This window comes from Actinoplanes derwentensis (assembly GCF_900104725.1).
Classification (GTDB): Bacteria; Actinomycetota; Actinomycetes; order Mycobacteriales; family Micromonosporaceae; genus Actinoplanes; species Actinoplanes derwentensis.
Window position 1 is genome coordinate 9,835,199 of the sequence record NZ_LT629758.1, and the last position, 25,118, is coordinate 9,860,316.

21 protein-coding genes are annotated in these 25,118 nt (G+C 71.3%); 19 read left to right on the forward strand and 2 right to left on the reverse strand.

Annotated elements, in window-relative coordinates:
• Positions 1–164 precede the first annotated feature (164 nt).
• From BLU81_RS43985 to BLU81_RS44005, 5 genes are read left to right on the forward strand one after another with little or no spacing between them, the layout of a single operon-like run.
• A complete protein-coding gene (locus BLU81_RS43985) occupies positions 165–1,202 on the forward strand; it encodes an ATP-binding protein (RefSeq protein WP_092558521.1) in 1,038 nt (345 codons plus the stop codon).
• Positions 1,199–3,847 (forward strand): DUF5682 family protein, encoded by a 2,649-nt coding sequence (locus tag BLU81_RS50055; RefSeq protein WP_197686044.1) that lies wholly within the window; start codon positions 1,199–1,201, stop codon positions 3,845–3,847. The genes BLU81_RS43985 and BLU81_RS50055 overlap by 4 nt, the downstream gene beginning before the upstream one ends.
• Entirely contained in the window at positions 3,844–4,962 is a 1,119-nt protein-coding gene (locus tag BLU81_RS43995) for a VWA domain-containing protein (protein ID WP_092555232.1), read from the forward strand. Before BLU81_RS50055 ends, BLU81_RS43995 begins: the two co-directional genes overlap by 4 nt.
• A complete protein-coding gene (locus BLU81_RS44000) occupies positions 4,959–7,280 on the forward strand; it encodes a hypothetical protein (RefSeq protein WP_092555234.1) in 2,322 nt (773 codons plus the stop codon). Before BLU81_RS43995 ends, BLU81_RS44000 begins: the two co-directional genes overlap by 4 nt.
• A gap of 10 nt (positions 7,281–7,290) precedes the next feature.
• Positions 7,291–7,770 carry a GNAT family N-acetyltransferase gene (locus tag BLU81_RS44005; protein WP_092555236.1) on the forward strand — a complete coding sequence of 160 codons (480 nt, stop codon included), beginning with the start codon at positions 7,291–7,293 and terminating at the stop codon, positions 7,768–7,770.
• Between the two features lie 65 nt (positions 7,771–7,835).
• Here the strand turns inward: BLU81_RS44005 and BLU81_RS44010 are convergent, their stop codons facing one another.
• On the reverse strand, positions 7,836–8,642 hold the full coding sequence (locus BLU81_RS44010) for a SanA/YdcF family protein (protein WP_373873250.1): 807 nt from the start codon (positions 8,640–8,642) through the stop codon (positions 7,836–7,838).
• 43 nt (positions 8,643–8,685) lie between these two features.
• Between BLU81_RS44010 and BLU81_RS44015 the strand changes: the two genes are divergently transcribed.
• Positions 8,686–9,438, forward strand: a complete 753-nt coding sequence (locus BLU81_RS44015; RefSeq protein ID WP_092558525.1) for a GNAT family N-acetyltransferase — start codon at positions 8,686–8,688, stop codon at positions 9,436–9,438.
• Positions 9,439–9,547: 109 nt separating this feature from the next.
• Here the strand turns inward: BLU81_RS44015 and BLU81_RS44020 are convergent, their stop codons facing one another.
• Entirely contained in the window at positions 9,548–11,851 is a 2,304-nt protein-coding gene (locus BLU81_RS44020) for an exo-beta-d-1,3/1,6-glucosidase (RefSeq protein WP_092555237.1), read from the reverse strand.
• A gap of 190 nt (positions 11,852–12,041) precedes the next feature.
• Here BLU81_RS44020 and BLU81_RS44025 point away from each other — a divergent pair, with 190 nt between their 5' ends.
• From BLU81_RS44025 to argG, 13 genes are all read left to right on the forward strand, one after another.
• Positions 12,042–13,229 carry a glutamate-cysteine ligase family protein gene (locus BLU81_RS44025; protein WP_092555239.1) on the forward strand — a complete coding sequence of 396 codons (1,188 nt, stop codon included), beginning with the start codon at positions 12,042–12,044 and terminating at the stop codon, positions 13,227–13,229.
• Positions 13,226–14,524 carry an ergothioneine biosynthesis protein EgtB gene (gene egtB, locus BLU81_RS44030; RefSeq protein WP_092555241.1) on the forward strand — a complete coding sequence of 433 codons (1,299 nt, stop codon included), beginning with the start codon at positions 13,226–13,228 and terminating at the stop codon, positions 14,522–14,524. Before BLU81_RS44025 ends, egtB begins: the two co-directional genes overlap by 4 nt.
• Positions 14,524–15,279 (forward strand): ergothioneine biosynthesis protein EgtC, encoded by a 756-nt coding sequence (gene egtC / locus BLU81_RS44035; RefSeq protein WP_092555243.1) that lies wholly within the window; start codon positions 14,524–14,526, stop codon positions 15,277–15,279. The genes egtB and egtC overlap by 1 nt, the downstream gene beginning before the upstream one ends.
• Positions 15,280–15,312: 33 nt before the next feature.
• Positions 15,313–16,281, forward strand: coding sequence for an L-histidine N(alpha)-methyltransferase (gene egtD / locus BLU81_RS44040; RefSeq protein ID WP_092555245.1), 969 nt, complete (start codon positions 15,313–15,315; stop codon positions 16,279–16,281).
• A gap of 291 nt (positions 16,282–16,572) precedes the next feature.
• Entirely contained in the window at positions 16,573–17,046 is a 474-nt protein-coding gene (locus BLU81_RS44045; RefSeq protein ID WP_092555247.1) for a hypothetical protein, read from the forward strand.
• Positions 17,047–17,198: 152 nt separating this feature from the next.
• Positions 17,199–18,200 (forward strand): N-acetyl-gamma-glutamyl-phosphate reductase, encoded by a 1,002-nt coding sequence (gene argC / locus BLU81_RS44050; RefSeq protein ID WP_092555249.1) that lies wholly within the window; start codon positions 17,199–17,201, stop codon positions 18,198–18,200.
• Positions 18,197–19,369: a bifunctional glutamate N-acetyltransferase/amino-acid acetyltransferase ArgJ gene (argJ, locus tag BLU81_RS44055; RefSeq protein WP_092555251.1), complete on the forward strand. Its 1,173-nt coding sequence runs from the start codon at positions 18,197–18,199 to the stop codon at positions 19,367–19,369. The genes argC and argJ overlap by 4 nt, the downstream gene beginning before the upstream one ends.
• Complete coding sequence (gene argB, locus BLU81_RS44060; protein ID WP_092555253.1) at positions 19,366–20,232, forward strand: acetylglutamate kinase; 867 nt, start codon at positions 19,366–19,368, stop codon at positions 20,230–20,232. Before argJ ends, argB begins: the two co-directional genes overlap by 4 nt.
• A 73-nt stretch (positions 20,233–20,305) precedes the next feature.
• On the forward strand, positions 20,306–21,457 hold the full coding sequence (locus BLU81_RS44065) for an acetylornithine transaminase (RefSeq protein ID WP_092555255.1): 1,152 nt from the start codon (positions 20,306–20,308) through the stop codon (positions 21,455–21,457).
• Positions 21,454–22,386 carry an ornithine carbamoyltransferase gene (gene argF / locus BLU81_RS44070; protein WP_092555257.1) on the forward strand — a complete coding sequence of 311 codons (933 nt, stop codon included), beginning with the start codon at positions 21,454–21,456 and terminating at the stop codon, positions 22,384–22,386. Before BLU81_RS44065 ends, argF begins: the two co-directional genes overlap by 4 nt.
• The gene (locus BLU81_RS44075; protein WP_092555259.1) at positions 22,383–22,886 is read left to right on the forward strand and encodes an arginine repressor; all 504 of its coding nucleotides are present in this window, start codon (positions 22,383–22,385) and stop codon (positions 22,884–22,886) included. The genes argF and BLU81_RS44075 overlap by 4 nt, the downstream gene beginning before the upstream one ends.
• Positions 22,883–23,776, forward strand: a complete 894-nt coding sequence (locus BLU81_RS44080) for a hypothetical protein (RefSeq protein WP_092555261.1) — start codon at positions 22,883–22,885, stop codon at positions 23,774–23,776. Before BLU81_RS44075 ends, BLU81_RS44080 begins: the two co-directional genes overlap by 4 nt.
• Entirely contained in the window at positions 23,773–25,005 is a 1,233-nt protein-coding gene (gene argG / locus BLU81_RS44085; protein WP_092555263.1) for an argininosuccinate synthase, read from the forward strand. Before BLU81_RS44080 ends, argG begins: the two co-directional genes overlap by 4 nt.
• The last annotated feature ends 113 nt before the right edge of the window (positions 25,006–25,118 follow it).

Consider the following 25,118-nt stretch of genomic DNA (forward strand, 5'->3'; position numbering starts at 1 on the left):
CCACCCCGCCGAACTCCGCTTCGTCCTTCGTTTCGCCTTCCGGGGCCTCCGCTGCTTCGCCTTCCGGGGCCTCCGCTGCTTCGCCTTCCGCGTCGTCCTCCGCTTCGTCCTCCGCGCCGGAGCACGTTCAGCGGCCGCCGGCCGAGGTTCGCTACGCCGACGAGCTGGCTCGTCTCCGCGCCGCCGACGACGCGCCCACCCCGCCCGGCTGGGCGCTCAGCCTCCGGGCCGCCCGTGCGTTCGTCGTCGGCGACGAGAACCTCGGCGTCACCCGCAAGTTCGTCGGCGACCCGTCACTCATCGACCGGGCCCTGGTCAGCCTCGCCACCAGTCGCGGTCTGCTGCTCGTCGGCGAGCCCGGCACCGCCAAGTCGCTGCTGTCCGAACTGCTCGCGGCGGCCGTCAGCGGCGACTCGACCCTGACCATCCAGGGCGGCGCGGCCACCACCGAGGACCAGATCAAATACTCGTGGAACTACGCCCTCCTCGTCGCCGAGGGCCCGACCGAGCGGTCCCTGGTCCCGGCACCGCTGCTGCGCGGCATGGCCCACGGCAAGGTGGTCCGCTTCGAGGAGATCACCCGTTGCCCCCTCGAAGTGCAGGACTGCCTTCTCTCCCCGCTGTCCGACCGGGTCCTCGCGGTGCCCGAGCTGCCCGGTGCCGCGAGCATGGTGTTCGCCCGGGAAGGCTTCAACATCATCGCCACCGCGAACACCCGCGACCGGGGTGTCAACGACATGAGCTCGGCGCTGAAACGGCGCTTCAACTTCGAGACGGTCTTCCCGATCGGCGACTTCGACACCGAACTGGCTCTGGTCGAAACCGAGGCCGGCGCCCTGCTGCGGCGCTCCGGCGTCACCGCCCCGCCCCGTCGTGACGTGCTCGAAGTGCTGGTCACCGCGTTCCGGGAACTGCGCACCGGGCGTACCGGGCGCGGCGACGAGATGGAGAGACTGTCGTCGGTGATGAGCACCGCCGAGGCGGTGTCGGTCGCCCACGCCGTCGGGCTGCGCGGCTGGTTCCTCAACGGCACCGCCGGCACCACCACCGACCTGGTCTCCTGCCTGGCCGGCACCGCCGCCAAGGACAGCCCGGAAGACCTCGCGAAACTGCGCCGCTACCTGGAGCAGCACACCTCGTGGCGGTCCGGACCGCAATGGCGTGAGCTGCGGGACGCGCGCCGGGAACTGCCCGGCGGATGAACCTCACCGTCATCGGGGTCCGGCACCACAGCCCCGCCTGCGCCCGCCTGGTCGGCACCACGATCGCCGCGCTCCAGCCGGCGTTCGTGCTGATCGAGGGGCCCGCCGACATGAACGCGCGGATCGGTGAACTCCTGCTCGGCCACGACCTGCCGGTGGCGGTCTTCACCAGCTACCTCGACGAACAGCGGCGGCACGGCTCGTGGGCGCCGTTCTGCGAGTACTCACCCGAGTGGGAGGCCCTGCGCGCAGGCCACGCGAGCGGGGCGGAACTCCGGTTCATCGACCTGCCGGCCTGGCACGAGGCGTTCGCCGACCGCGACAACCGCTATGCCGACGCCGAACTGCGCTACGCCGAAGCCGTCGACCGGCTGTGCACCGAGTTCGGCGTCGACAACAGCGACGCCCTCTGGGACCACGTCGTCGAGATGGCGCCGGCCGACGGTCTGGCCGACCGCCTGGCCGCCTACTTCGAGCTGATCCGCGGCGACACGGCGGCCGGCCCCTCCGACACGGCCCGCGAGGCCTACATGGCCGCCTGGCTCCGGGCCGCGTGTGCCGAGGCCGGTGACCGCCCGGTCGTCGCGGTCGTCGGCGGTTTCCACCGCCCCGCCCTCCTCCGCCTGGCCACCACACCGGCTGACCCGCCGATCCCCACATCCGCGCCCGCGCCCATCCCCGCGCCCACCCCCACCCAGACTCCGGCCTTCTCGGCCGTGGCGCCTGCCGCCGCGTCGTCATCCCCGCCTGCTTCTGAATCTCCCGGCGCCGTGGCGGGTTTCTCCCCGCTCACATCCCGGTCTTCCGGGGCCGGCTCGGCGGCGGGCGGGGCCGGGTGGCCGGAGATTCCCGCTCCGCCGGACGGGGCTACCGCCGGGAGCTATCTGGTGCCGTATTCGTTCCGGCGGCTGGACGCGTTCGGGGGATACCAGTCGGGGATGCCGTCACCCGAGTACTACCAGCGGCTCTGGGAGAGCGGCCCGGAGGAAGCGGCCCGATACCTGGTGACCGCCGTCGCGGGGCGGTTGCGGAAACGCGGTCAGCCTGTCTCCACGGCCGACCTGATCGCCGCCCGTGCCGGGGCCGAAGCGCTCGCACTGCTGCGCGGGCACGACCACCCGGCCCGAGTCGACGTGCTCGACGGGCTGGCGTCCGCGCTGGTCAGCGAAGCTTTGGAAGTGCCACTGCCGTGGGCGGTGCGCGGGACCGTCAGCGCCGGGCAGCATCCGGCCGTCGTCGAGATGACCGCCGCGCTCAGCGGGGAACGGGTCGGGCGGCTGCATCCGGACACCCCGCTGCCGCCGCTCGTCCACGCGGCCACCGCCGAACTGGAGCGGTACCGCCTCGACGAACCCGGCGAACACACCGCCGACCTCACCGAGGCGCACGGCCGTACCGTCAGCCGGGTCCTGCACCGCCTGCGGGTCCTCGGGGTGCCGGGCTTCCGGCGTGACGCCGGGCCGGCCACCGGCATCGACCCGGTGCTGCGGGAACGATGGACCACCACCGCGCACGAGCACCGGCTCGCCGCACTCATCGAGGCCGGCGGCTACGGCCCGACACTGGAGGCCGCCACCGCCGCCCTGATCACTCAGCGCATCGCCGGATCGTCCGGAGACCTGGCCCGGCTCGCCGACGCGCTCTTCGACGCGGCGCTCAGCGGGGTCACCGACCTCGGCACCGATGTCCCCGCCCTACTCGAACGCGGTGTCGCCGCCGGGAGCGACCTGGCCGAACTGGGCCGGGTCCTGGCGATCACCCTGGCTCTGTGGCGGCACGACCGGCTGCTCGGTACCGCGGGCAGCGACACCCTCGGTACCGTGATCGCCGCAGCCACCCGCCGGATCCTCTGGCTGTCCGAGGGCTGGCACGCGGCCGGAGCACCCGCCGACCGGACCCGGATCGCCGCCGTCGTGGCGGTCCGCGACGCGGTGTTGCACGCCGGGGCGGTGGGCGTCGACCGTACCGCCGCCGTTGAATCAGCCGGCCGGATCGCCGCCGACCGCGCCGCACCGCCGGACCTTCGCGGCGCCTTCTACGGCCTCGGCCGAACCCTCCTCGCCGCCACCGCACCACCCGCCGGCCTTGCGCCTGCCGTTCCCGCTGGCCTTGAGCCCGTCAGCCTTGAGCCCGCTGGCCTCGTGATCCCGGCGGACTCGGTGGCCGCTGACGATCCGCCCGTCGCGCCCGGTGGTTCGCCGCCCGGTCCAGGCCGTGGCGGGGGCTCCTCGGGCTCCGGTGGGAGCGGGGAGCCTTTTCCGGCGCCGGATCATGCGGTTCGGGGAGCGTTCGCGGCGGGGACCGCGGGGGACTGGCTGGCGGGGCTCTTCGGGGTGGCCCGGGAGCCGGTGCTCGCGCCGGACGGGATCCTCGACCTGCTCGACGATCTGATCAGCGGGTTCGCCGCTGAGGACTTCCTGGTGGCGTTACCGGCGCTGCGGCAGGCGTTCGAATATTTTCCGCCGCGGGAGCGGGCCACCATCGGTGACCGGTTGCTGGCCCGGCGCGGGCTCGCCGGATCGGGGCGTGACCTGCTGCGGGCCACCGGCGATCCGCGGCTGGTGGCGGCCGGGATGGCGCTGGACGAGACCATCGAGCAGCGACTCGTGCGAGCGGGGCTGATCAGCTTGAGGGAGACGGCATGACCGACGCCGGACTGGAACGATGGCGGCTGGTCCTGGGCGAACCCGCCGGTGGCAGCCTCGGGGAACCCGGCGGTGACGCAGCCGCCCGGGACGCGGCCCTGGACTGGCTCTACGGCCGCGACGGCGAACTGGACCGGCGTGACATCCGGCGGCGCCAGGGCGGTTCCGGCCCGTCCCAGATCACCACCGTGGACTGGCTCGACGACATCACCCGGCTGTTCCCGAAGGAGACCGTCGAACGTCTGCAGCGCGACGCCGTCGAACGGTACGAGATCGACGACATCGTCACCGACCCGAAGGTCCTCGAACGGATCGAGCCGAACCCGTCCCTGCTGCGTGCTGTGCTCCGCACCAAGCATCTGATGAACCCCGAGGTGCTGCGGCTGGCCCGGCGGATCGTCGAAGCGGTCGTCCGCGATCTGATGGAACGGCTCGCCACCGAGGTCCGGCAGAGTTTCTCCGGCGCCCGGTCCCGGCGGTCCAGCCGGTTCAAACAGGCCCGCGACTTCGACGCCCGGCGCACGATCCGGGCGAACCTCGGCAACTACCGGCCGGACGAAGGGCGGATCTATGTCGAGACGCCGTACTTCACGTCCCGGACCCGGCGCCAGCTCACCCAGTGGCAGGTGATCCTGCTCGTCGACCAGTCCGGGTCGATGCTCGACTCGGTGATCCACTCGGCGGTCACGGCGGCCTGCCTGTGGGGGCTGCCCGGGGTGCGTACCCATCTGATCGCCTTCGACACCGACGTCGTCGACCTCACCTCCGACGTCAGCGACCCTGTCGAACTGTTGATGAAGACCCAGCTCGGCGGGGGTACGGACATCGGGCGCGCGGTCCGGTTCGCGGCTCAGCTCGTCGAGCAGCCACGACGAGCGATCGTGGCGGTGATCAGTGACTTCTACGAGGGCGGATCGGAGGCGACCCTGGTGCGGGCGGTGCGGGAACTCGTCGAGCAGGGCACGATCGTTCTCGGTCTGGCGGCTCTCGACGAACAGGCGGATCCGGCGTACGACCGGGCCTGTGCCCAGCGACTCGCCGACGTCGGCGCCTGGGTCGGCGCGATGACTCCGGGTGAACTGGCCGCGTTCGTCGCCGAGCGGGTCGGCCGATGAGCCTGCCGGTACGCGCCGACCTGCTCGCCCTCGACGACGCCGCTCTCGCCGCACTCGCCAACCGGGGCCTGGTGAAACGGGCCGCCCGGGAGGTCGAGCGCGAATCCCCGCTGCTGTCCGCCCGGCAGACCACGATCGTGGCCGGCTGGCCCGACGGCATTCACACCGAACTCCCGGAAGGCGGCCTGGACCGGGGCACCTGCTCGTGCGGCGCGACCGGGGTGTGCCGCCACCTGATCGGCCTGGTCTTCGCCTACCAGCACGTCTCCACCGCCCCACCATCCGCCGCGTCATCGTCGGCCGCCACGCCGTCCACCGTGTCGCAGTCCGCCGTCGCGGTCCCGACGGCCGAGCCGTCCGTTGCCGCGTCGGCCGCCATCCAACTGGCCGCCACCACGTCGGACGCCGGTGAGTCGTCGCCTGCCGGGTCGCCCGCCGCGGAGAAGCCGCCTGCCAGGGTGTCCGTGTCGTGGTCGCCCGGAGCGTTCAGCGACGCTGATCTGGTCGGCCGGATCGGGGCACGGCTCGTCGACGCGGCCCGCCGGGCCGAACGTGGCGGATACACCGCCCGGATCCGGCGCGGACCGGTTCCGGTGGCCGAACTACCCGCGGCGACGGTCCGGTTCCTGGTGCCGAACGATCTCGGATACGTGCACACCGACGCCAAAGCCGGTGTCCGAGACGATGTGATCGCCCTGGCCGTCTGGGCGTTCCGGGCCGCCGACGAGCAGCAGCCGGGCGCCGACGACTGTGTGGTCGACGTCGGCGGGTCACGAACCGGGGCCGCCACCTCCGATTCCGGGCTCGAACAGGTGGTGGAGTTCGCCGCCGAGGTACTGCGGGCCGGTGCCGTACACGCGGGTGCCGGGCTGGCCGCGATGGCCGCTGGGCAGATCACCGCCCTGGAGAAGAGCAGCCTGCGGTGGCCGCTCGACGCCGTCACCGAACTCGCCGGTCAGCTCGCCGCCTACCGGGATCGCGGCGCTCGTTACTCCCCGGACGTACTCGCCGATCTGATCGCCGAGTTGTTCGCCCGGCATCGTGCCGTCATCGCGGGCGGCGGCACGGCCGTGCGTTCCCGGGTGCTCGGTACGGAGGAGGCGGCCGAGACCCCATTGCGGAGAGTACGACTGGACGGCCTCGGTGCCCGAGTCACCGCGGTCGACGACGAACGCCGGGTCGAGATCTTCCACGGCCAGGCAGCCAGTGGTGTGGTCCTGGTGTCACACCGGCAGTGGACCGCCACCGACGACGGCCCGGCCCTGTCGAGACGCCGCCTGGCCGGTGCCACGATCGCCGCGCTGGCCGCCGGAACCCTGGTGACCGAATCCGCGATCCGCAGCGCCAGCCGTTCGGTGCGCCTGACCGCCAGCCGCGTCGCCAAGTCCACGGTGACCGCCTCGACCGGCGCCTGGGAACACCTGCCATCCGCCTTGCGGGTGCATGACTATGCGAAGTTCGCCGCCGAACTGGACGCCATGCCACCCCGCCCGGTCCGCGCCCGGGTGCGAGCCGACCTGGTCCGCGTCCTGGAGATCGCCGAGGTCGGCGAGAGCCACTACGCGCCCGGAGCCCAGCGCCTGACGGTGCAGATCCGCGACAGCCTGGGCAACACGGCCACGGTGGTGGCGACGCACTCGGCGGTGGCTCCGGCCCGCCTGGACGCGGTGGCCGCCGCCCTGAACGGCACCCGGGGCCGCCCCCGCTACGTGGCCGGCAGCATTCACCGCAGTGGCGGCGGCTTGGTGATCGACCCTTACGCGATCGCCGCCGACGGCCCACCGGTGGTCCCCGACCTGGCTTCCCCTGCCGACTTCCCCACCTTGACGGTCACGCACCCCGCCGGGCCACCAGCCGCCTCATCGGCGCTGCCGGCTGCGGATGACGGGTTGTCGAGCGGGGATGTCCTTCCGGTGAGTGCTCCGCATCCAGCCGCAGCTTCGGACATGGCGTTGCCGGTTGTGGAAGGCGAAGGACGATTGGGCGGGAGTGGTGCTCCGGGGGGTGAAGTCTGTGGTGGGGTGGAACCCGGAGCCGCTTCGGTCGACGACGGGACGACGGATGTGCTGGCGGCTGTGGTGGCGGCCGCCCGGGAAGTCTTGGCCGAGGCCGCGCACAGTGGGCTCGCCCATCTGCCGCCGGCTTATGCCGAGCGGCTGGGGACCGCCCGTGGCTCACTGGCCGGGGCCGGCCTGCATCGGGTGGCTTCGGCGTTCGGCGAACTGGCCGCCCGGATCAGCCCCGACCCGGGTATCGAGACCGCCCAGGCCTGGGTCGACGCCTACCTGCGGGTGAGTCTCGCAGCCGATCTCCTGTGACGGAGGGATCATGCCCGACGGGTTCGTGATCCGGGACGCGGTGCCGGGTGACCGGGATGCGGTGCTGTCCTTCTGGCCGCATCCCGACCGCTTCGACCGGCGGCTGGCCTCGTCCGTATCGGGTGAGGAATCGCTGCTCGTGGCCGTTCACGGCGACCTGACCGCCGGGATTGTCGGCATTCGGTGGGACGGCGGGTGTGATGACGCGGCGCGACCGTTGCTGTACGCCCTGGAGATCCGGGCGGAGCAGCGTGGGCGCGGCGGTGGGACCGCGTTGATCAGGCATGTCGCCGGTCTGGTGGCGGATCGGGGGTTCGCCGAGCTCACCCTGGAGGTCGAGGTGGCCAACGCCGGGGCGATCAGGCTCTATCACCGTCTCGGCTTCGTGACGGCCGGCCCGCACCGGCACGTCTGGCATTCCGGCAAGTCCTGCGGGATCGCCGACGTCCTGATCATGCACGGCGGGGCCGGCGACCTGGCCCGCCGGTGAGTCCCGACTGGCGGGCCGTCACTGACGGCCACCACTGACAAGGCATCAGTGACGGGGCGCTGTGGTCAGCTGAGGCTGACGGCCTGGTCGACGCTGGTTTCGTACCGGCCCAGGAAGATCGGGTCGCGGGCGGTCAGGACATCAGCGGCGGCTTTCACGGCGGCTCCGTACTCGCGGACCTCCCCGCGTACCCACATCTGTTTGAAGACCCGGACAGAGGAGTCGCCCACGCCGGTGGCTTCGATGCCCTGTTCGCGGCAGAGGGTCACGGCTCGGGGCAGGTGGAAGTCCTGAGTCACGACGATGGCCTCGCGTACGCCGAAGATCTTGTTGGCTCGGGAGCACGAGTCGTAGGTGTCGAAGCCGGCGTGGTCGAGGGCCACCCGGTCGGCGGGGACCCCGTTGGCCACCAGCCAGTTCTGCATGGCGCCGGGCTCGTCGTAGGCCCAGCGGCCGTGGTCGCCGGAGACCAGGATCGCCTTCACCTTTCCGGCTGCCAGTAGTTGGCGGGCGATCTCCAGGCGCGCGGCGAGGAAGGCCGACGGCTGGCCGTCCGCACCGACCTGAGCGCCGAGGACCAGGGCGACAGGGGCGGCGGGAACGGAGGCGGCGTCATAGATGTGACCGTCGGCGGCCGAACGTATCCACTGGGAACAGCCGAGGACGACAGCCACCGCGACGGCCATGCCCAGCGCGCCCACCGTGATCAGGCGGCGCAGGCGCCGGGCGCTGAAGAACGCGGCGATCCGGGTGAGGAGTGCGGGGAGGCGAGGCGCGACGCGGGAGAAGCGCGCGGGGAGGTGAACCGCGACCCGGCTGAAGCGCGCGGCGGCGCGGGCGGAAAGGGTGGTGAGGGCGGGTCGCTTCGGCACCGGGCCGAGGATGCCAGACCTGGTCAATGGCACCATGACGGCCATGATCGAGATCGCTGACCCGTTGATCCGCTGGGCCTTGCACGCACGGGGCGCGTGCCGGTGGGAGCGATCGGGCGCGGTGGTCGTCGCCTGCCCGGAACTGGCGCACTGGGACCGGCTGGTGACGAGCGGCGAACCGGCGGCGGTGGCGGACCTGCTGAGGGTGGTGCTGGCGGAGACGGGGGAGACGTTCCGGCCGTTCGGCACCGAGGAACTGATCACCGAGGTGGTCGCCCGGCTGCCGGAACTGGAGGTGAGCGCCAGGTTCGCCTGGATGGAGACAACCGTCCCGGTGAAGCGGGTGGAGACGACCGCGCGGGTGAAACACGGGGAGACGGCGACGCGGATTCCGTCGAGTGGGGATGACGGTGGGGGACCGGTTTGGCTCACCGAAGCGGACTGGCCCGCGGTGGCCGAGTTGATCCGGGAGGCCTATCCGGATTCGTATGCCTGGCCGGGGGACCCGGATGTGCGGCGCTGGGCCGGCATCCGTGGCACGGACGGTGAGCTGCTGGCGGTGGCTGCGGAGGCGTGGTCGGCGCCGGAGGTCGGGTTCCTGTCGGGAGTGGCGACCCGGCCGTCCGCGCGGGGCCGCGGCTTGGGGGCGGCGATCTGCGCTTTCACCGCGAACGAGCTGCTCGACGGCCGGGAACGGGTGGCGCTGCTGGTCGACTACGGGAACACGGCGGCGGTGGCCACCTACACACGGCTCGGGTTCACGATGCGCCGGGTCGCGGCCGCCCGGCGTTCCTGAGAAAGCCGAATCGAGAAGGCCGGTCCGGAGAAAGGCCGAATCGAGGGAAGACGATCGGGGGGATATGGTGCCCGGCGGCCCCTGGGACGCGACCGCCGGACACCGGCTTCTAGGAGATCCGGAACTTCGCGGCGAGCAGGGACGACGGCCGCGAGTCCGGGCCGACCAGCAGTTCGAAGTCGCCGGCTTCGACGACCCGGGTCGCGGTGGCGTCGACCAGGGTGCAGTCGGCGGCCGCTACCGACAGGGCGACCGTGACACTCTCCCCGGGTGCGACGGTGACCTGCCGGTACGCCTTCAGTTCCCGGCTCGCCCAGGTCACGCTGGTGACCAGGTCGCTGACGTAGACCTGCACGGTCTCCAGCGCCGGACGAGTGCCGGTGTTGGTCAGCCGCACGGTGGCCCGCACGGTCCCGTCGGCGGTGACGTCGGGTTCCTCGATGCTGAGCCCGTCGTAGGTGACGGTCGTGTAGCTGAGCCCTTCCCCGAAGGCGAAGAGCGGATCCTGGGTGAGGTCGGCGTACCGGGCGCCGTGCTGCCCGCGCACCTGGTTGTAGAAGACCGGCTGCTGTCCGGCGTGCCGGGCCGCCGAGATGGGCATCCGCCCACTCGGTTCGATCAGGCCGAGAAGTAGTTCGGCGATGGCTTGCCCGCCGCGCATGCCGGGGTTGAACGCCTGCACGATCGCGGCCGCGGAGAGCGCCGACGGCGGTAGGGCGTGCGGTTTGCCGTCGACCAGCACCACGATCATCGGTGTGCCGGTGGCGGCGACCGCGTCGAGCAGCGCGATCTGCCCGCCCTGGAGTTCCAGGGTGGCGGTGGACTTGCCCTCGCCGGTCAGGTTGACGGTGTCGCCGACGACGACGATCGCGTAGTCGGCGGCGGCCGCGAGGGAGGCCGCGGCGGCGACCTGAGCGGGAGAGGCCGGGACGGCCTGGGAGATCGCCGGCCGGGGCTGCCCGTCCGGGAACGTCTCGCCCGCCGGGTCCGGTACGAGCTGTTCGATCGCGACGGCCGGGTCGAAGTCCAGGGTCCATCCGGACGGCAGCAGCGCGCGCAGCCCGTCGAGGACGGTCGACGTCAGGGCGCGCGGGTGCCCGCCGGGCATCCAGTCGACCTGCCCGGAGTCGCCGGCCCAGTCGCCGAGCTGCGCGGACACGTCGTCGGCGTTGGGTCCGAGGAGCGCGATCCGGCCGGGAAGCGCGATCCGGCCGGGATCCGGGATCCGGTCGGGGTCCGCGATCCGGCCGGGGTCCGCGATCCGGCCGGGGGAGGTCAACGGCAGAACCCCGTCATTACGCAGCAGTACGAGGGACCGGCGCGCCACTTCCAGGTTGAGCGAGGTGTGGGCCGCGCATCCGATCACTTCCCGCTGACGGGCGGCGTCCGGGGTACGCGGGTTCTCGAACAGGCCGAGTTCGAATTTCAGGCGCAGGATCCGCCGTACGGCCGCATCGATCTCGGTCTCGGACAGCGACCCGCGGCGGACCGCTTCTTGAGCGCCCTCGAAGAAGCCCGGCGTCGTCATGATCAGGTCGTTGCCGGCCTGCACGGCGACCGTCGCCGCTTCGGCGTGGTCGGCGCAGACCTTCTGTTCCCAGACCATCCGGCCGACGTTGTCCCAGTCGGTGACCAGCGTGCCGGTGAAGCCCCACTCGTCTTTGAGCACGTCGTTGAGCAGCCATCGGTTGGCGGTGATCGGCACGCCGTCCATCGACTGGTAGCCGAGCATGAAGACCCGGCAGCCCTCCCGGGCGGCTCGTTCGAACGGTGGCAGGAACCAGGAGCGCAGTTTGCGCCGGCTGATGTCGGCCTCGCTGGCGTCCCGGCCGCCCTGGGTCTCGGAGTAGCCGGCGAAGTGTTTGGCGGTGGCCAGGATCGCGGTCGGGTCGGTGAGGCCGTCACCCTGGTAGCCGCGGATCATCGCGGCGCCGAGTTCACCGATCAGGTACGGGTCCTCGCCGAACGTCTCGTCGACGCGTCCCCAGCGCAGGTCGCGGGTGATGCAGAGGACCGGGGAGAAGGTCCAGTGCACGCCGGTCGCGGAGGCTTCCACAGCGGTGGCCCGGCCGACCTTCTCGATCAGCGCCGGGTCCCAGGTGGCGGCCATCGCGAGCTGGGTGGGGAAGACGGTGGCGCCGGGCCAGAAACCGTGGCCGTGGATGCAGTCCTCGGCGGTGAGCAACGGGATCCGCAGCCGGGTCCGGGTGACCAACGTCGCAGCTTCGGCGAGCTTCGCCGGGGAGGTGTGCAGGATCGATCCGGCGAGCTTGCCGAGCACGATCTCGGGCAGGTCCAGCCGGGCGTCGAGCTGGAGCATCTGGCCGGCCTTCTCCGGCAGCGTCATCCGGCCCAGCAGGTCCTCCACCCGTTCCGGCACGCCCAGCGAGGGGTCCTGATATGGCAAGGGCATGCGCTTCTCCCGAGAAATGACGGCCGTGAACGGTTCGGAGTCTTCCAGTCCGGAACCGGTTCCGGCACCCTGCCGTGGTTCCGGAACTTCATCTTGGGTATGAGGCGAATTCGACGGCTTGCGGGTAGGGTCGTCGAGGAAAGGTACTCATTGGAGTCTATCTATCGCTCTCAGTAATCAGAGGGAGAACATGGGTTCGGCTGACCAGGTCCTGCAGAGGGCCGACGACGCGATCGAGCACATACGTGGCATCTGCTTCAAGACCGGCCCACCCCGTCAGGTCGGCGCCGAACTGGAGTGGACCACCCACCGCACCGCTGACCCGACCGCGTACCTGCGGCCCGGTGAGCTGGTCGAGGCTCTCGGGGCACACGCCCCCGCCACCCTCGGCAACCCGAACCCGGTGCCGCTGCCCGGAGGAGGCGCAGTCACCGTCGAACCCGGCGGTCAGGTCGAGATATCGTCGGCCCCGGCCGGTTCCCTGACCGCGTTGCACGCCGCGGTCACCGCGGACGAGACGGCGCTCACCGATCTGCTCGGCCGTGCCGGTCTCTCCTTGGGAGAGCGGGGCCTCGACCCCCACCGGGAACCCCGCCGCATCCTCGACACCCCGCGCTACGCGGCCATGGAGCGCATCTTCAACCCCGCCGGACGCACCATGATGGGCGGCACCGCGGGTTTCCAGATCTGCCTCGACGCGGGCGAGGCCGCGCAGATCCCGGCACGCTGGGCCGCCCTGCACGAGATCGGGCCGGCGATGCTGGCCCTGTTCGCCAACTCGCCGCGGGACGGCTGGGCCTCCGCCCGGATGGCCGCCTGGTACGGCATCGAAACCCACCGCACCGACCCGGTCCCGCAGACCGCCGACCCGGCCCTGAGCTGGGCGGAGTACGCAGTGGACGCCCCGCTGCTCTGCATCCGCCGGCCGGACGGGAACTGGGACGCGCCACGGGGAATGACGTTCCGGCAGTGGATCGACGAGGGTGTACCGACCCTGGACGATCTCGACTACCACCTCGGGACCCTGTTCCCACCGGTCCGCCCTCGCGGTTACCTGGAGGTCCGCTACCTGGACACCCAGCCCGCCGGCGAGTGGATCGCCCCGGCCGCGCTGATCGTCACCGTGTTCGCCGACGACGTCCTCACCGACCGGGCCCGGGACCTGGCCGCCTCGGCGGCGGGGCGCTGGCACACCGCCGCCCGGCTCGGGCTGGCCGACCACCCGGTGCGTGAGGCCGCGACCGCCCTCGCCGATCTGGCCCTGCGCAACCTGCACCGGACCGGGCTCCCGGCTCCGGTCCGCGACACCGTCACCGACATCGTCACCAGCCGCCTGCACCACGCGGCCTCCGGACGAGGATTGGGGATCCCCGCATGACCACCCAGGACCTGCGGCTCACCATCGCCGCCGAGTTGGAGCGCACCCGGGCCCGGACCGCGCTGCTCACCGAAGCGGTCGACGACGACGACCTGACCCGGCAGCACTCACCGCTGATGTCGCCGCTGGTCTGGGACCTGGCGCACGTCGGCAACCAGGAGGAGTTGTGGCTGGTCCGGGACGTCGGCGGCCGTGACCCGGTGCGCCATGACATCGACGAGCTGTACGACGCGTTCAAACACTCCCGCCGGGACCGCACGGCCCTGCCGCTGCTGAACCCGGCCGAGGCCCGCGCCTACGTCGGCCAGGTCCGGGACAAGGTGTTCGACGTGCTGGACCGGGTCCGGTTCGACTCCGCGCAGCGTCTGGTCGACGGCGGGTTCGCCTTCGGCATGATCCTGCAACACGAGCAGCAGCACGACGAGACCATGCTCGCGACGCACCAGCTCAGGGCCGGTTCGCCGGTCCTCACCGCGCCGTCGCCCCCGGCCGCGACAGCGGTCCCCGCCGGTGAGATCTTGATCAGAGCAGGGACCTTCACCATGGGTACGGATACCGAGCCCTGGGCCCTGGACAACGAACGGTCCGCACACCTCGTGGACGTGCCGGCGTTCTGGATCGACGCCGCCCCGGTCACCAACGGTGACTACCTGGCGTTCATCGACGCCGGTGGCTACGACGAGTCACGCTGGTGGAGCGAGCGCGGCTGGGCCCACCGGCAGTCGGCCGGCCTGGAAGCGCCGATGCACTGGCTGCGCGATCACGACGGCTGGCACTACCGGCGGTTCGGGCGGGTCGAGCCGGTGAACCCGGCCGAACCGGTCGTGCACGTCTGCTACTTCGAAGCCGAGGCGTACGCCGCGTGGGCCGGGAAACGCCTGCCCACCGAGGCCGAGTGGGAGAAGGCGGCCCGCTGGGACCCGGCGACCGGCCGCTCCCGGCGGTTCCCGTGGGGCGACGACCCGCCCGGCCCGCAGCACGCCAACCTCGGGCAGCGACATCTCTCCCCGGCTCCGGTCGGCGCCTACCCGGACGGGGCCTCGCCGTCGGGGGTGCACCAGCTCATCGGGGACGTCTGGGAGTGGGTGTCGTCCGGGTTCGAGCCCTACCCGGGATTCGCCGCGTTCCCCTACCAGGAGTACTCCGAGGTGTTCTTCGGCGGCGACTACAAGATGCTGCGCGGTGGCTCGTTCGGCACCGACACGACCGCTGTGCGCAGCACCTTCCGTAACTGGGACCACCCGATCCGGCGGCAGATCTTCAGCGGCTTCCGCTGCGCGCGGGACGCGAGCTGATGTGCCGCCACCTCGGGTACCTCGGCCCACCCGTACCGCTGCGAAGCCTGCTCTTTGATCCTCCGCACTCGCTGGCCACGCAAGCCTGGGCGCCACGGGACATGCGTGGCGGGGGCACGATCAACGCGGACGGGTTCGGGGTGGGGTGGTGGCCGCCCGGCGCCGTCGTCCCGGTGCGGCACCGCAGTGCGATGCCGATCTGGACCGACACCACCCTGCCCGCCCTGGCCGGGGCGGTGTCGTCCGGTGCGGTGCTGGCCGCGGTGCGCTCGGCGACCGTCGGGATGCCCGTGGTGGAGACGGCCGCGGCCCCCTTCACCGACGGGCGGTGGCTCTTCAGCCACAACGGCGTGATTCGCGGCTGGCCTTCGGCCGTCGCCGCTCTGGCGCGTGACCTTCCGGTCGACGATCTGCTCACGCTCGACGCGCCCACCGACTCGGCGATCCTCTGGGCTTTGGTACGAGCGAGGCTACGGTCCGGTGAGCCCCCGGCGAAAGCGGTGGCCGCCGTGGTCGGCGACCTGGTGACCGTCGCACCGGGTTCCCGTCTCAACCTGCTGCTCACCGACGGTCACCAGATGATCGCCACCACGCTGGGGCACGCCTTGTCGGTCCGTCCTGGCCGTGGCTCCACCCTGATCAGCTCCGAACCCCTCGATCCCGGGCCGTCCTGGCAGCCCGTCGCCGACGGTCACCTGGTGACCGCGACCGCCACCGAGGTGGAGATCACCCCGATCTTCTCTGCGCCTTCCTGAGGGTCTTCTCTGCCGCTTCCTAAGGGGAAAAACGTGCTCGACGTCTATCTCGATGAGGATCACGCTGCCCGTGAACTGCGCGCCGACGTGCGGGCCGGGCTCACCGCCGACCCGCGCTGGACGCCGCCCAAGTGGTTCTACGACGCCCGGGGCAGCGAGTTGTTCGAGGAGATCACCGGTCTGCCGGAGTACTACCCGACCCGTACCGAACGGGCCATCCTCGACGAACGGGCCGCCGAGATCGCCCGGATCACCGAGGCCAAGACCCTGATCGAACTCGGCTCCGGCTCCTCGGCGAAGACCCGGCTGCTCCTCGACGCGCTCCTCGGCCACGGGACGCTAGGCGCGTTCGTGCCGCTCGACGTGTCCGCGTCCGCCCTGACCGCGGCCGTGGAGTCGCTGTCCGCCGCCTATCCCGGGCTCAGCGTCCGCGGGGTCGTCGGCGACATGACCCGGCACCTGCGCCACCTGCCGGACGGCGACAACCGGCTCGTCGCCTTCCTCGGCGGGACCATCGGCAACCTGACCCCCGGCGAACGCGCGGCCTTCCTCGCCTCGGTGAGGTCGGTCCTGCACGAGGGCGAGTGGCTGCTGCTCGGTGCCGACCTGGTCAAGGACCCGGCGGTGCTGCTGCCCGCCTACGACGACGCCGCCGGGGTCACCGCCGCGTTCAACCGCAACGTCCTGTCGGTGATGAACCGCGAGCTGGGAGCCGACTTCGACCCGGCGTCCTTCCAGCACGTCGCGCACTGGGACCCGGAGCGGGAGTGGATCGAGATGCGGCTGCGCTCACTGCGGGACCAGCAGGTCAGCATTCCGGCCCTGTCCCTGGACGTCGCGTTCGCCGCCGGGGCGGAACTGCGCACCGAGATCTCCGCCAAGTTCCGCCGGGAGGGCCTGGCCGCCGAACTGGCCGCCGCCGGCTTCTCCGCCCGGCACTGGTGGACGGATCCGCAAGGGTGGTTCTCGGTCACCCTGGCCCAGGCCGGTCCGCCGCTCTGACCAGACTGTCCCGTTCCGTCGACCAGCCGGGTCCGGTTCTTTGACCAGGCCGTTCGCTGTCGCGCGTGTATCGGTTTCGCGTTTTCCGGGCGCGGGCGGCGGTAAAGGTTGAGGCATCGTGCTTTTCTTGCGGTGTCACACATCGCCCTCGCGGCAATCGCGGGGGACGGCTGTGGGGCACCGGAACGGGCCGAGCCGTGAAGGTGCCCGTGCGTCGCCTTCACGGCCGGGCTGGTCCCGCCGCGCCGGGAGGCGGGAAAGAGGGGGTGTCTCATGGAGTCCGATCGAATAGTGCCAGCCGATCCCGAGCGCCCGGTCTCCGGCGAACCACACGTCCGCCTGGTCGACGCGGTGCTCCGCAGTTCCCGCGGGCACGCCGACTGGCAGGCCGAGGGCGGCCCCCGGCCGCAGCTTCCACGGGGCTGGACCGAGCTGTGGAACGACGCGGTCCGGCGGCAGATGGACCTGGCCGAAGAACCGGAGAACGATGCCCGCCGGACCGTTCAGGCCATGCTCGACCAGTTGACCCGCCTGGACCGGGAGGCCGAGTGGTTCCGCAGCGACCCGTTGCTGCGGACCCGGGCCATCTCCGAGACACTGCTGCACTGCACCCGGCTCGGGCCGGACGTGCCGAGCCGGCTCGCGCAGGCCGCCTGGCACCGCCAGCAGGGGCTGCGGCCGGTCGACTACGCCCGGATCCAGGCCATCGCGGCCGCCCAGGACGACTGGCTGGAAGCGTGGAACATCTGGGCGACCACCCGCTGATCTCGCACTGATCATCCGACTTCACCCCGTACCGCAACATCTGAGCGCCACGCTCAGCATGCGGGACGGGGTGTTTCGCTGTTGCCGCCGGGTATTGCGAGTTGATACGGTGGTTTGCATATTCATGCGAAGGCGGAGAGGCGGCGGAGGTCATGGGCATCCGGGTCGCGGTAGCGGGAGCCAGTGGTTATGCGGGCGGTGAGTTACTGCGCCTGATCACCGGGCACCCCGAGTTCGACCTGGTGGCCGCGACCGCGCACAGTCAGGCCGGTTCGCCGGTCAGCGCGGTGCACCCGCAGCTGACCGGGCTCGATCTGACACTGGGCAGCACCGACGCGGCGACGCTGAGTGACGCCGATCTGGTGTTCCTCGCGCTGCCGCACGGACAGTCGGCGGCCCTGGCGGCCCAGCTGACCCCCGGCACCAAGGTCGTCGACCTGGGCGCCGACTTCCGGCTGCAGAGCGCCGAGCAATGGACGCGCTACTACGGCGGCGGCCACGCCGGCACCTGGACCTACGGGCTGCCCGAGCTGCCCGGCGCCCGTGAGGCCATCGCCGCCTCCGACCGGGTGGCCAACACCGGGTGTTACGCCGCGACGATCACCCTGGCTCTCGCGCCACTGATCGCCGCCGGTGTCGCCGACCCCCAGGACGTGGTGGTGGTCGCCAGCTCGGGCACCTCCGGCGCCGGCCGCAGCGCCAAGGTCAACCTGCTGGCCAGCGAGATCATGGGTGACCTCTCGCCCTACAAGGTCGGCGCCCACCAGCACGTCGCCGAGATCAAGCAGGCCACCGGCGCGGCCTCGCTGTCGATGACACCGATCCTGGCGCCGATGCCGCGCGGCATCCTGGCGACGGTGACGGCCCGCCGGCTCAACGGCGGCGACCCGCGCGAGGCGCTGCAGGCGGCCTACGCCACCGACCCGTTCGTGCACGTGCTGCCGGAGGGTTCCTGGCCGCACACGGCCGCCACCGCGGGTTCCAACTCCTGCCACCTGCAGGCCACTGTCGACATCGACTCGGGCCGCATCATCGTGGTGAGCGCACTCGACAACCTCGGCAAGGGCGCCGCCGGTCAGGCCGTGCAGAACGCCAACATCATGTTCGGTCTGCCCGAGACCACGGGCCTCAGCGTCTTCGGAGTCGCACCGTGAGCGTCACCCAGCCCAAGGGCTTCCGGGCCTCCGGAGTCGCCGCCGGCCTCAAGGCCAGCGGCAACCCCGACGTCGCCCTCGTCGTCAACGACGGTCCCGACTACACCGCGGCCGCCGTCTTCACCGGCAACCGGGTCAAAGCCGCGCCGGTCCTGTGGAGCCAGCAGGTCCTCAAGGGCGGCATAGTCCGCGCCGTGGTGCTCAACTCGGGCGGCGCCAACGCGTGCACCGGCTCGCAGGGCTTCCGGGACACCCACGCCACCGCCGAGCACACCGCCACGGTGCTTCGCGGCGGCGCCAACCGGATGATGATCGGCCCCGGCGACGTGGCGGTCTGCTCCACCGGCCTGATCGGTGAGCTGCTCCCGATGGACAAGCTGCTCCCCGGGGTCAACGCGGCGGCCAAGGCACTCGCCGCCGACGGCGGCCCGCGAGCGGCCGAGGCGATCATGACCACCGACACGGTCGCGAAGACCTCGGTGGCCGAGCGCGAGGGCTGGTCGGTCGGCGGCATCGCCAAGGGCGCGGGCATGCTCGCCCCGGCCCTGGCCACCATGCTCGTCGTCATCACCACCGACGCTTCCGCCGACAACGACACGCTCGACGCCGCGCTGCGCGCCGCCACCCGGGTCACCTTCGACCGGATCGACGCCGACGGCTGCATGTCCACCAACGACACGGTGCTGCTGATGGCCAGCGGGGCGTCCAACCGGCAGCCGACGGTCGAGGAGCTGACGGCCGCGGTCACCGAGGTCTGCCACGACCTCGCCCAGCAGCTGATCACCGACGCCGAGGGCGCCACCAAGCACATCGCGATCGAGGTGCAGGGCGCGGCCAGTGAGGCCGACGCGGTGCAGGTGGGCCGCACGGTCGCCGGCAACAACCTGGTCAAGACGGCGTTCTTCGGCAACGACCCGAACTGGGGCCGGATCCTCGCCGCGGTCGGCACCACCAGCGCGGCCTTCGAGCCGGACCGGATCGACGTGGCGATCAACGGCGTCTGGATCTGCAAGGGCGGCGCCGCCGCGGAGGACCGCAACAAGGTCGACCTGTCCGGCCGCGACGTGACCGTCACGATCAACCTGCGGGAGGGCGAGATGGCCGCGACGATCTGGACCACCGATCTGTCCCACGCCTACGTCCACGAGAACTCGGCGTATTCGTCGTGAAAGCGCAGAAGAAAGCCGAGATCCTGATCGAGGCGCTGCCCTGGCTGGAGCGTTTCCACGGCAGCACCATCGTGATCAAGTACGGCGGCAACGCCATGATCGACCCCGCGCTGTCCGCCGCGTTCGCCGCGGACATGGTGTTCCTGCGACACGTCGGCATCAAGCCGGTCGTGGTGCACGGCGGCGGTCCGCAGATCAACCGGATGTTGAAACGGGTCGGTATCGAGAGCGAGTTCCGCGGCGGCCTGCGGGTCACCACGCCGGAGACGATGGAGATCGTCCGGATGGTGCTCACCGGCCAGGTCGGCCGCGAGCTGGTCGGCCTGATCAACCAGCACGGCCCGCACGCGGTCGGTCTCTCCGGTGAAGACGCGCGACTGTTCACCGCGGTCCGCCGGGGCGCCGTCGTCGACGGCGAAGAGGTCGACATCGGCCTGGTCGGCGACGTCGAGCAGGTGGACACGTCGGCCGTCGACGACCTGATCGCGGCCGGCCGGATCCCGGTGATCGCCACCGTCGCGCCGGACGTCAACGGCGTCGCCCACAACGTGAACGCCGACACCGCCGCCTCCGCGCTCGCGGTCGCGCTCGGCGCCCGCAAGCTGGTGGTCCTCACCGACGTGCCGGGTCTCTACACGAACTGGCCGGACACCTCCTCGCTGACCAGCGAGATCGACGCGGCCACGCTGGAGAGGCTGCTGCCGTCGCTGGAGTCCGGGATGGTGCCCAAGATGGAGGCCTGCCTGCGCGCGGTCCGCGGCGGAGTGCCCTCCGCACACGTCGTCGACGGCCGGGTCGCTCATTCGACCCTGCTCGAAGTCTTCACGGAAGAAGGATTCGGAACCATGGTGGTCCCCTCATGAGCGAGCTCGCGAGCGAATCAGGCAGCACAGGTGGCAAGTCATGTCGGTGCCGGAGCGCAGCGGAGGTAACGGCATGACGCTCGTCGAACGCTGGCAGCAGTCGATGATGAACAACTACGGCACCCCTGCCATCGGCCTGGTCAAGGGCGAGGGTGCGGTGCTGACCGCGGAGGACGGCAAGGAGTACGTCGACTTCCTCGGCGGCATCGCCGTCAACGCCCTCGGGCACGGCCACCCGGCCGTGGTCGCCGCCGTGACGCAGCAGATCCAGCAGCTCGGGCACGTCTCCAACCTCTACATCTCCGAGCCGCCGGTGGCCCTCGCCGACCTGCTGCTGGCGCTGGCGGGCCGGTCCGGGCGGGTGCTGTTCTGCAACTCCGGCGCCGAGGCCAACGAGGCCGCCTTCAAGATCTCCCGCCTGACCGGGCGCACCCACGTGGTGGCCACCAACGGCGCCTTCCACGGCCGGACCATGGGCGCCCTGGCCCTGACCGGCCAGCCGTCGAAACGTGACCCGTTCCTGCCGCTGCCGGGCGACGTCACGCACGTCGACTTCGGTGACGTGACCGCCCTGGACGCCGCGGTGACCGGCGAGACCGCGATGGTGATCCTGGAGCCGATCCAGGGCGAGAACGGCGTGGTCGTCCCGCCGTCCGGCTACCTGGCCGCCGCCCGCGAGATCTGCACCCGCAACGGGGCGCTGCTCGTGATCGACGAGGTGCAGACCGGCATCGGCCGGACCGGCCACTGGTTCCACCACCAGAGCGAAGGTGTCGAGCCGGACATCGTGACCCTGGCCAAGGGCCTCGGCGGTGGCCTGCCGCTGGGTGCCTGCATCGCCTTCGGCGCCACCGCCGACCTGCTCACCCCGGGTTCGCACGGCACCACCTTCGGCGGTAACCCGGTCTCCTGCGCCGCCGGTCTCGCGGTGATCCGCACGATCGCCGGCGAGGGCCTGCTCGACCACGTGAAGCGGATCGGCGAGCAGCTCCGGCACGGGATCGAGGCGCTGAACCACCCGAAGATCAGCCACGTGCGCGGTGCCGGTCTACTGCTCGGCATCGTCTTCACCGAGCCGGTCGCCGCCGGGATCGGGGCCGCGCTGCGCGACGCCGGTTTCCTGGTGAACGTCCCCAAGCCGGACACGATCCGGCTCGCCCCGCCCCTGATCATCTCCTCCGATCAGGCAGACGCCCTGATCGCGGCCCTGGACGGTACAAGGTGACCACCCGCCACTTCCTCCGCGACGACGACCTGACCCCGCAGGAGCAGGCCGAAGTCCTCGACCTGGCCGCCGAGATGAAGGCGAACCGGTTCGGTTACACGCCGCTCGCCGGTCCCCGGAGCGTCGCGGTCTTCTTCGACAAGGCCAGCCTGCGCACCCGGCTCTCGTTCGAGGCCGGCATCGCCGAGCTGGGCGGTCAGCCGATCATCGTGGACACCCAGAACACCCACTTCGGCCGGGGCGAGACCCTCGCCGACGCCGGCCGGGTGGTGGCCCGTTACGTGTCGGCGATGGTCTTCCGCACCCACGGTGACGAGCGGCTCGCCGAGCTGGCGTCCGGCGTCAAGGTGCCGGTGGTCAACGCGCTCAGCGACGGCTACCACCCCTGCCAGCTGCTCGCCGATCTGCTCACCGTTCGCGAGCGGTTCGGTTCGACCAACGGCAAGATCCTGGCGTACGTGGGGGACGCGGCCAACAACATGGCGCACTCCTACCTGATCGCCGGCGCGATGGCGGGCATGCACGTGCGGGTGGCCGGCCCGTCCGGTTTCGACCCGGCGCCGGACGTGGTCGGCCGGGCCGCCGAGATCGCGGCGTGGACGGGCGGCTCGGTCGAGATGCTGCGCGACCCCCGCGAGGCAGCCGACGGTGCCCACGTGATCGCCACCGACACCTGGACGTCGATGGGCCAGGAGGAGGACGGCAAGGACCGGCTCACCCCGTTCTGGCCGTACCAGGTCAACAAGGACCTGCTGGCCGTCGCCGATCCGTCGGCGATCGTCCTGCACTGCCTGCCCGCCCACCGCAACGAGGAGATCACCGACGAGGTGATCGACGGACCGCAGAGTGCCGTCTTCGACCAGGCGGAGAACCGCCTGCACGCCCAGAAGGCGCTGCTCACCTGGCTGCTGGCGGTAAACCAGCAATGAGCGGCGGTAACCCGGTGACCCGCGCTGGGCGGCACGCCCGGCTGATCGACCTGATCCGCGGCCAGCGGGTCAAGTCGCAGACCGAGCTGACCGTGATCCTCGCGCACGAGGGTGTCCACGTCACTCAGGCCACGCTCTCGCGTGACCTGGAGGAACTGAACGCCGTCAAGGTCAGCGGTGTCTACTACATTCCGGAGGACGGGCACCGTCCCCTGCGGGAGAGCGTCGAACACGGTCCGGCCCGGCTGATCCGGCTGCTGCGCGAGCTGCTCACCGGCGTCGACTCCAGCGGCAACATCGCCGTGCTGCGCACCCCGCCGGGGGCGGCGCAGTTCCTGGCCAGCGCACTGGACCGGTCCGGCCTGCCGGACGTGGTCGGCACCATCGCCGGCGACGACACCATCTTCGTGGTGGCCCGGGACAGCGGTCCCACCGCGGGGGCGGTGCTGGCCGAGAAACTCAGCAACTGGAGCAGGTCGGACTCGGAGGCGCACTCATGACGTTCACACCAGCGGTGGAGGTTCGGTTCCCCGACTTCGCCGACCACACCGACAGCCTGGCCGGGCACGGTGTGGAGTTCTTCCTCGCCTCCAACGAGACACTGCGGCCGCAGTTCAACGAGACGCCGTACGGGCACAAGGTCACCTGGCTCGACTTCACCGAGACCGCCGAGAAGGACTGGTCGATCCGGGACTTCCTGAACTTCTTCAACGTGATCAACGGCATCGCGTTCGGTGACCGGGGTATCCCGATGCCGCAGTGGGTGATGGTCGACCTGATCCTGATGCCGGCCGCCGCCCTGATCGCCGGTCTGCCGCAGGCGGAGTTCGCGGCCATGGTCGAGCGGTCCACGTTCCGGTTCGACACCGACGTGAAGCAGCTGCTGCGCAAGGTCCAGCAGGACATGAAGGACAGCGGCTACCGGGGCCCGGTCCCGGTCGGTGGCTACTGTGCCGCCCCGAGTGCCGAGCCGGGCCGCTGGACGGGCTGGTCGCTGTGGTCGCTGATGCCGGCGGTCGGTCTCGGCAAGGCGGCCAAGGCGCTCGCGCTGTCCGCGTACCGCGCGCAGAAACTGGACGGCGTCACCCAGTACGACAACAGCGCGCTGAAGGTGCACACCGAGTTCGGCGCGCTGAAGATCCTGGTCGCGACCGTGCCGTTCCACACCTCGCCGGGCTCGTTCGTTTACCAGAGTGACCTGACCCTCCCGGCCGGCGCGGAGGTGCCCGAGCCGACCTTCCTGCTCGATCCGTTCGACTACAGCCGCCAGCGGGCGATGCAGAAGGACATCGAAGCAGGTCGCTGTGACTTCTATGTCCTGCCGCCCGGCCACGTCCGCCGGGACGGCAAGACATACGTGCCGATTCTCGAGAAGGAAATTCCCCGATGACCAAGCGCAAGATCGTCCTCGCTTTCTCCGGTGGACTGGACACCTCGTACGCCCTCGTGGACTTCCGCGAGAAGGGCTGGGACGTGGTGACCGCCAACATCGACACCGGCGGCCTGCACAGCGGGGAGGCCGAGGTCGTCACCAAGCGGGCCGAGGAGCTGGGCGCCGTCGAGCATCACGTCGTCGACGCCCGGTCGGAGCTGTACCACCGGGTCATCACCTACGCGATCAAGGCGAACTACCTGCGTAACGGCGCCTACCCGTCGTGTGTCGGCGCCGAGCGGCTGATCCAGGCCGAGAAGGTCGTCCAGGTCGCCCTGGAGGTCGGCGCGGACGCGGTGGCGCACGGCTCGACCGGTGCCGGGGCGGACCACGTCCGTTACGACGCGGTGATCCGGGCCCTGGCCCCGCACCTGGAGATCGTCACCCCGATCCGGGACGAGCGGCTCACCCGGGAGGGGGAGACCGACTTCCTGCGTTCCCGCGGTTACGAGGTCAGCGAGAAGGTCAAGCTCTACTCGATCAACGAGGGCCTGATCGGTACGTCCATCGGTGGCGAGGAGACCTACGGCTCCTGGGACTACCTGCCGGAGTCGGCCTGGACCTACACCAAGTCGATCGACGAGGCGCCGGACAAGGGTGTCGAACTGCTGCTCACCTTCGAGAAGGGTGAGGTGGTGTCGGCGGTGACCGCGGACGGCGACGCGCTGCCCAGCGAGCACAACTACTCGATCCTGTCGGCGCTGAACACGCTCGGTGGCGAGCACGGTATCGGCCGGGGCATCCACATGGGTTCCACCATGGTCGGCAACCTGGCCCGGGTCGGGTTCGAGGCGCCCGGCATGCTGATCCTGCTGGCCGCGCACCGCGAGCTGGAGAAACTGGTCCTGTCGAACCGGCAGCAGGCCACCAAGGCGACGCTCGGCAACACGTACGGCGACCTGCTGCACGAGGCCGTCTACTTCGACCCGATCATGGACGACTTCCGGGCCTTCCTGGACTCCAGCCAGCGCCGGGTCACCGGCACCGTGCGGGTCCTGCTGCACAAGGGCAACATCGTGCTCCTGGGCAGCAAGAGCCCGTACTCGTTGCTGGACGCCGCGACCCGTTCGGGTGTCGTCTACGGCCACGGTTCGTCGCTGTGGACCGGCGAGCAGGCCCGCGCGTTCGCCCACATGTACTCGGTCCCCGGCGCCATCGCCCGCGCCGCCGCCAACCCCGCCGAGTAGCCAGGTTCAGCGTGGTGACTTGCGGTCCGGATCGAGCCGCGGGTCACCACGCGATGCGGGCGTGGCGGCAGCGTGGTGACCCGCGGTCCGGATCGAGCCGTAAGTCACCACGC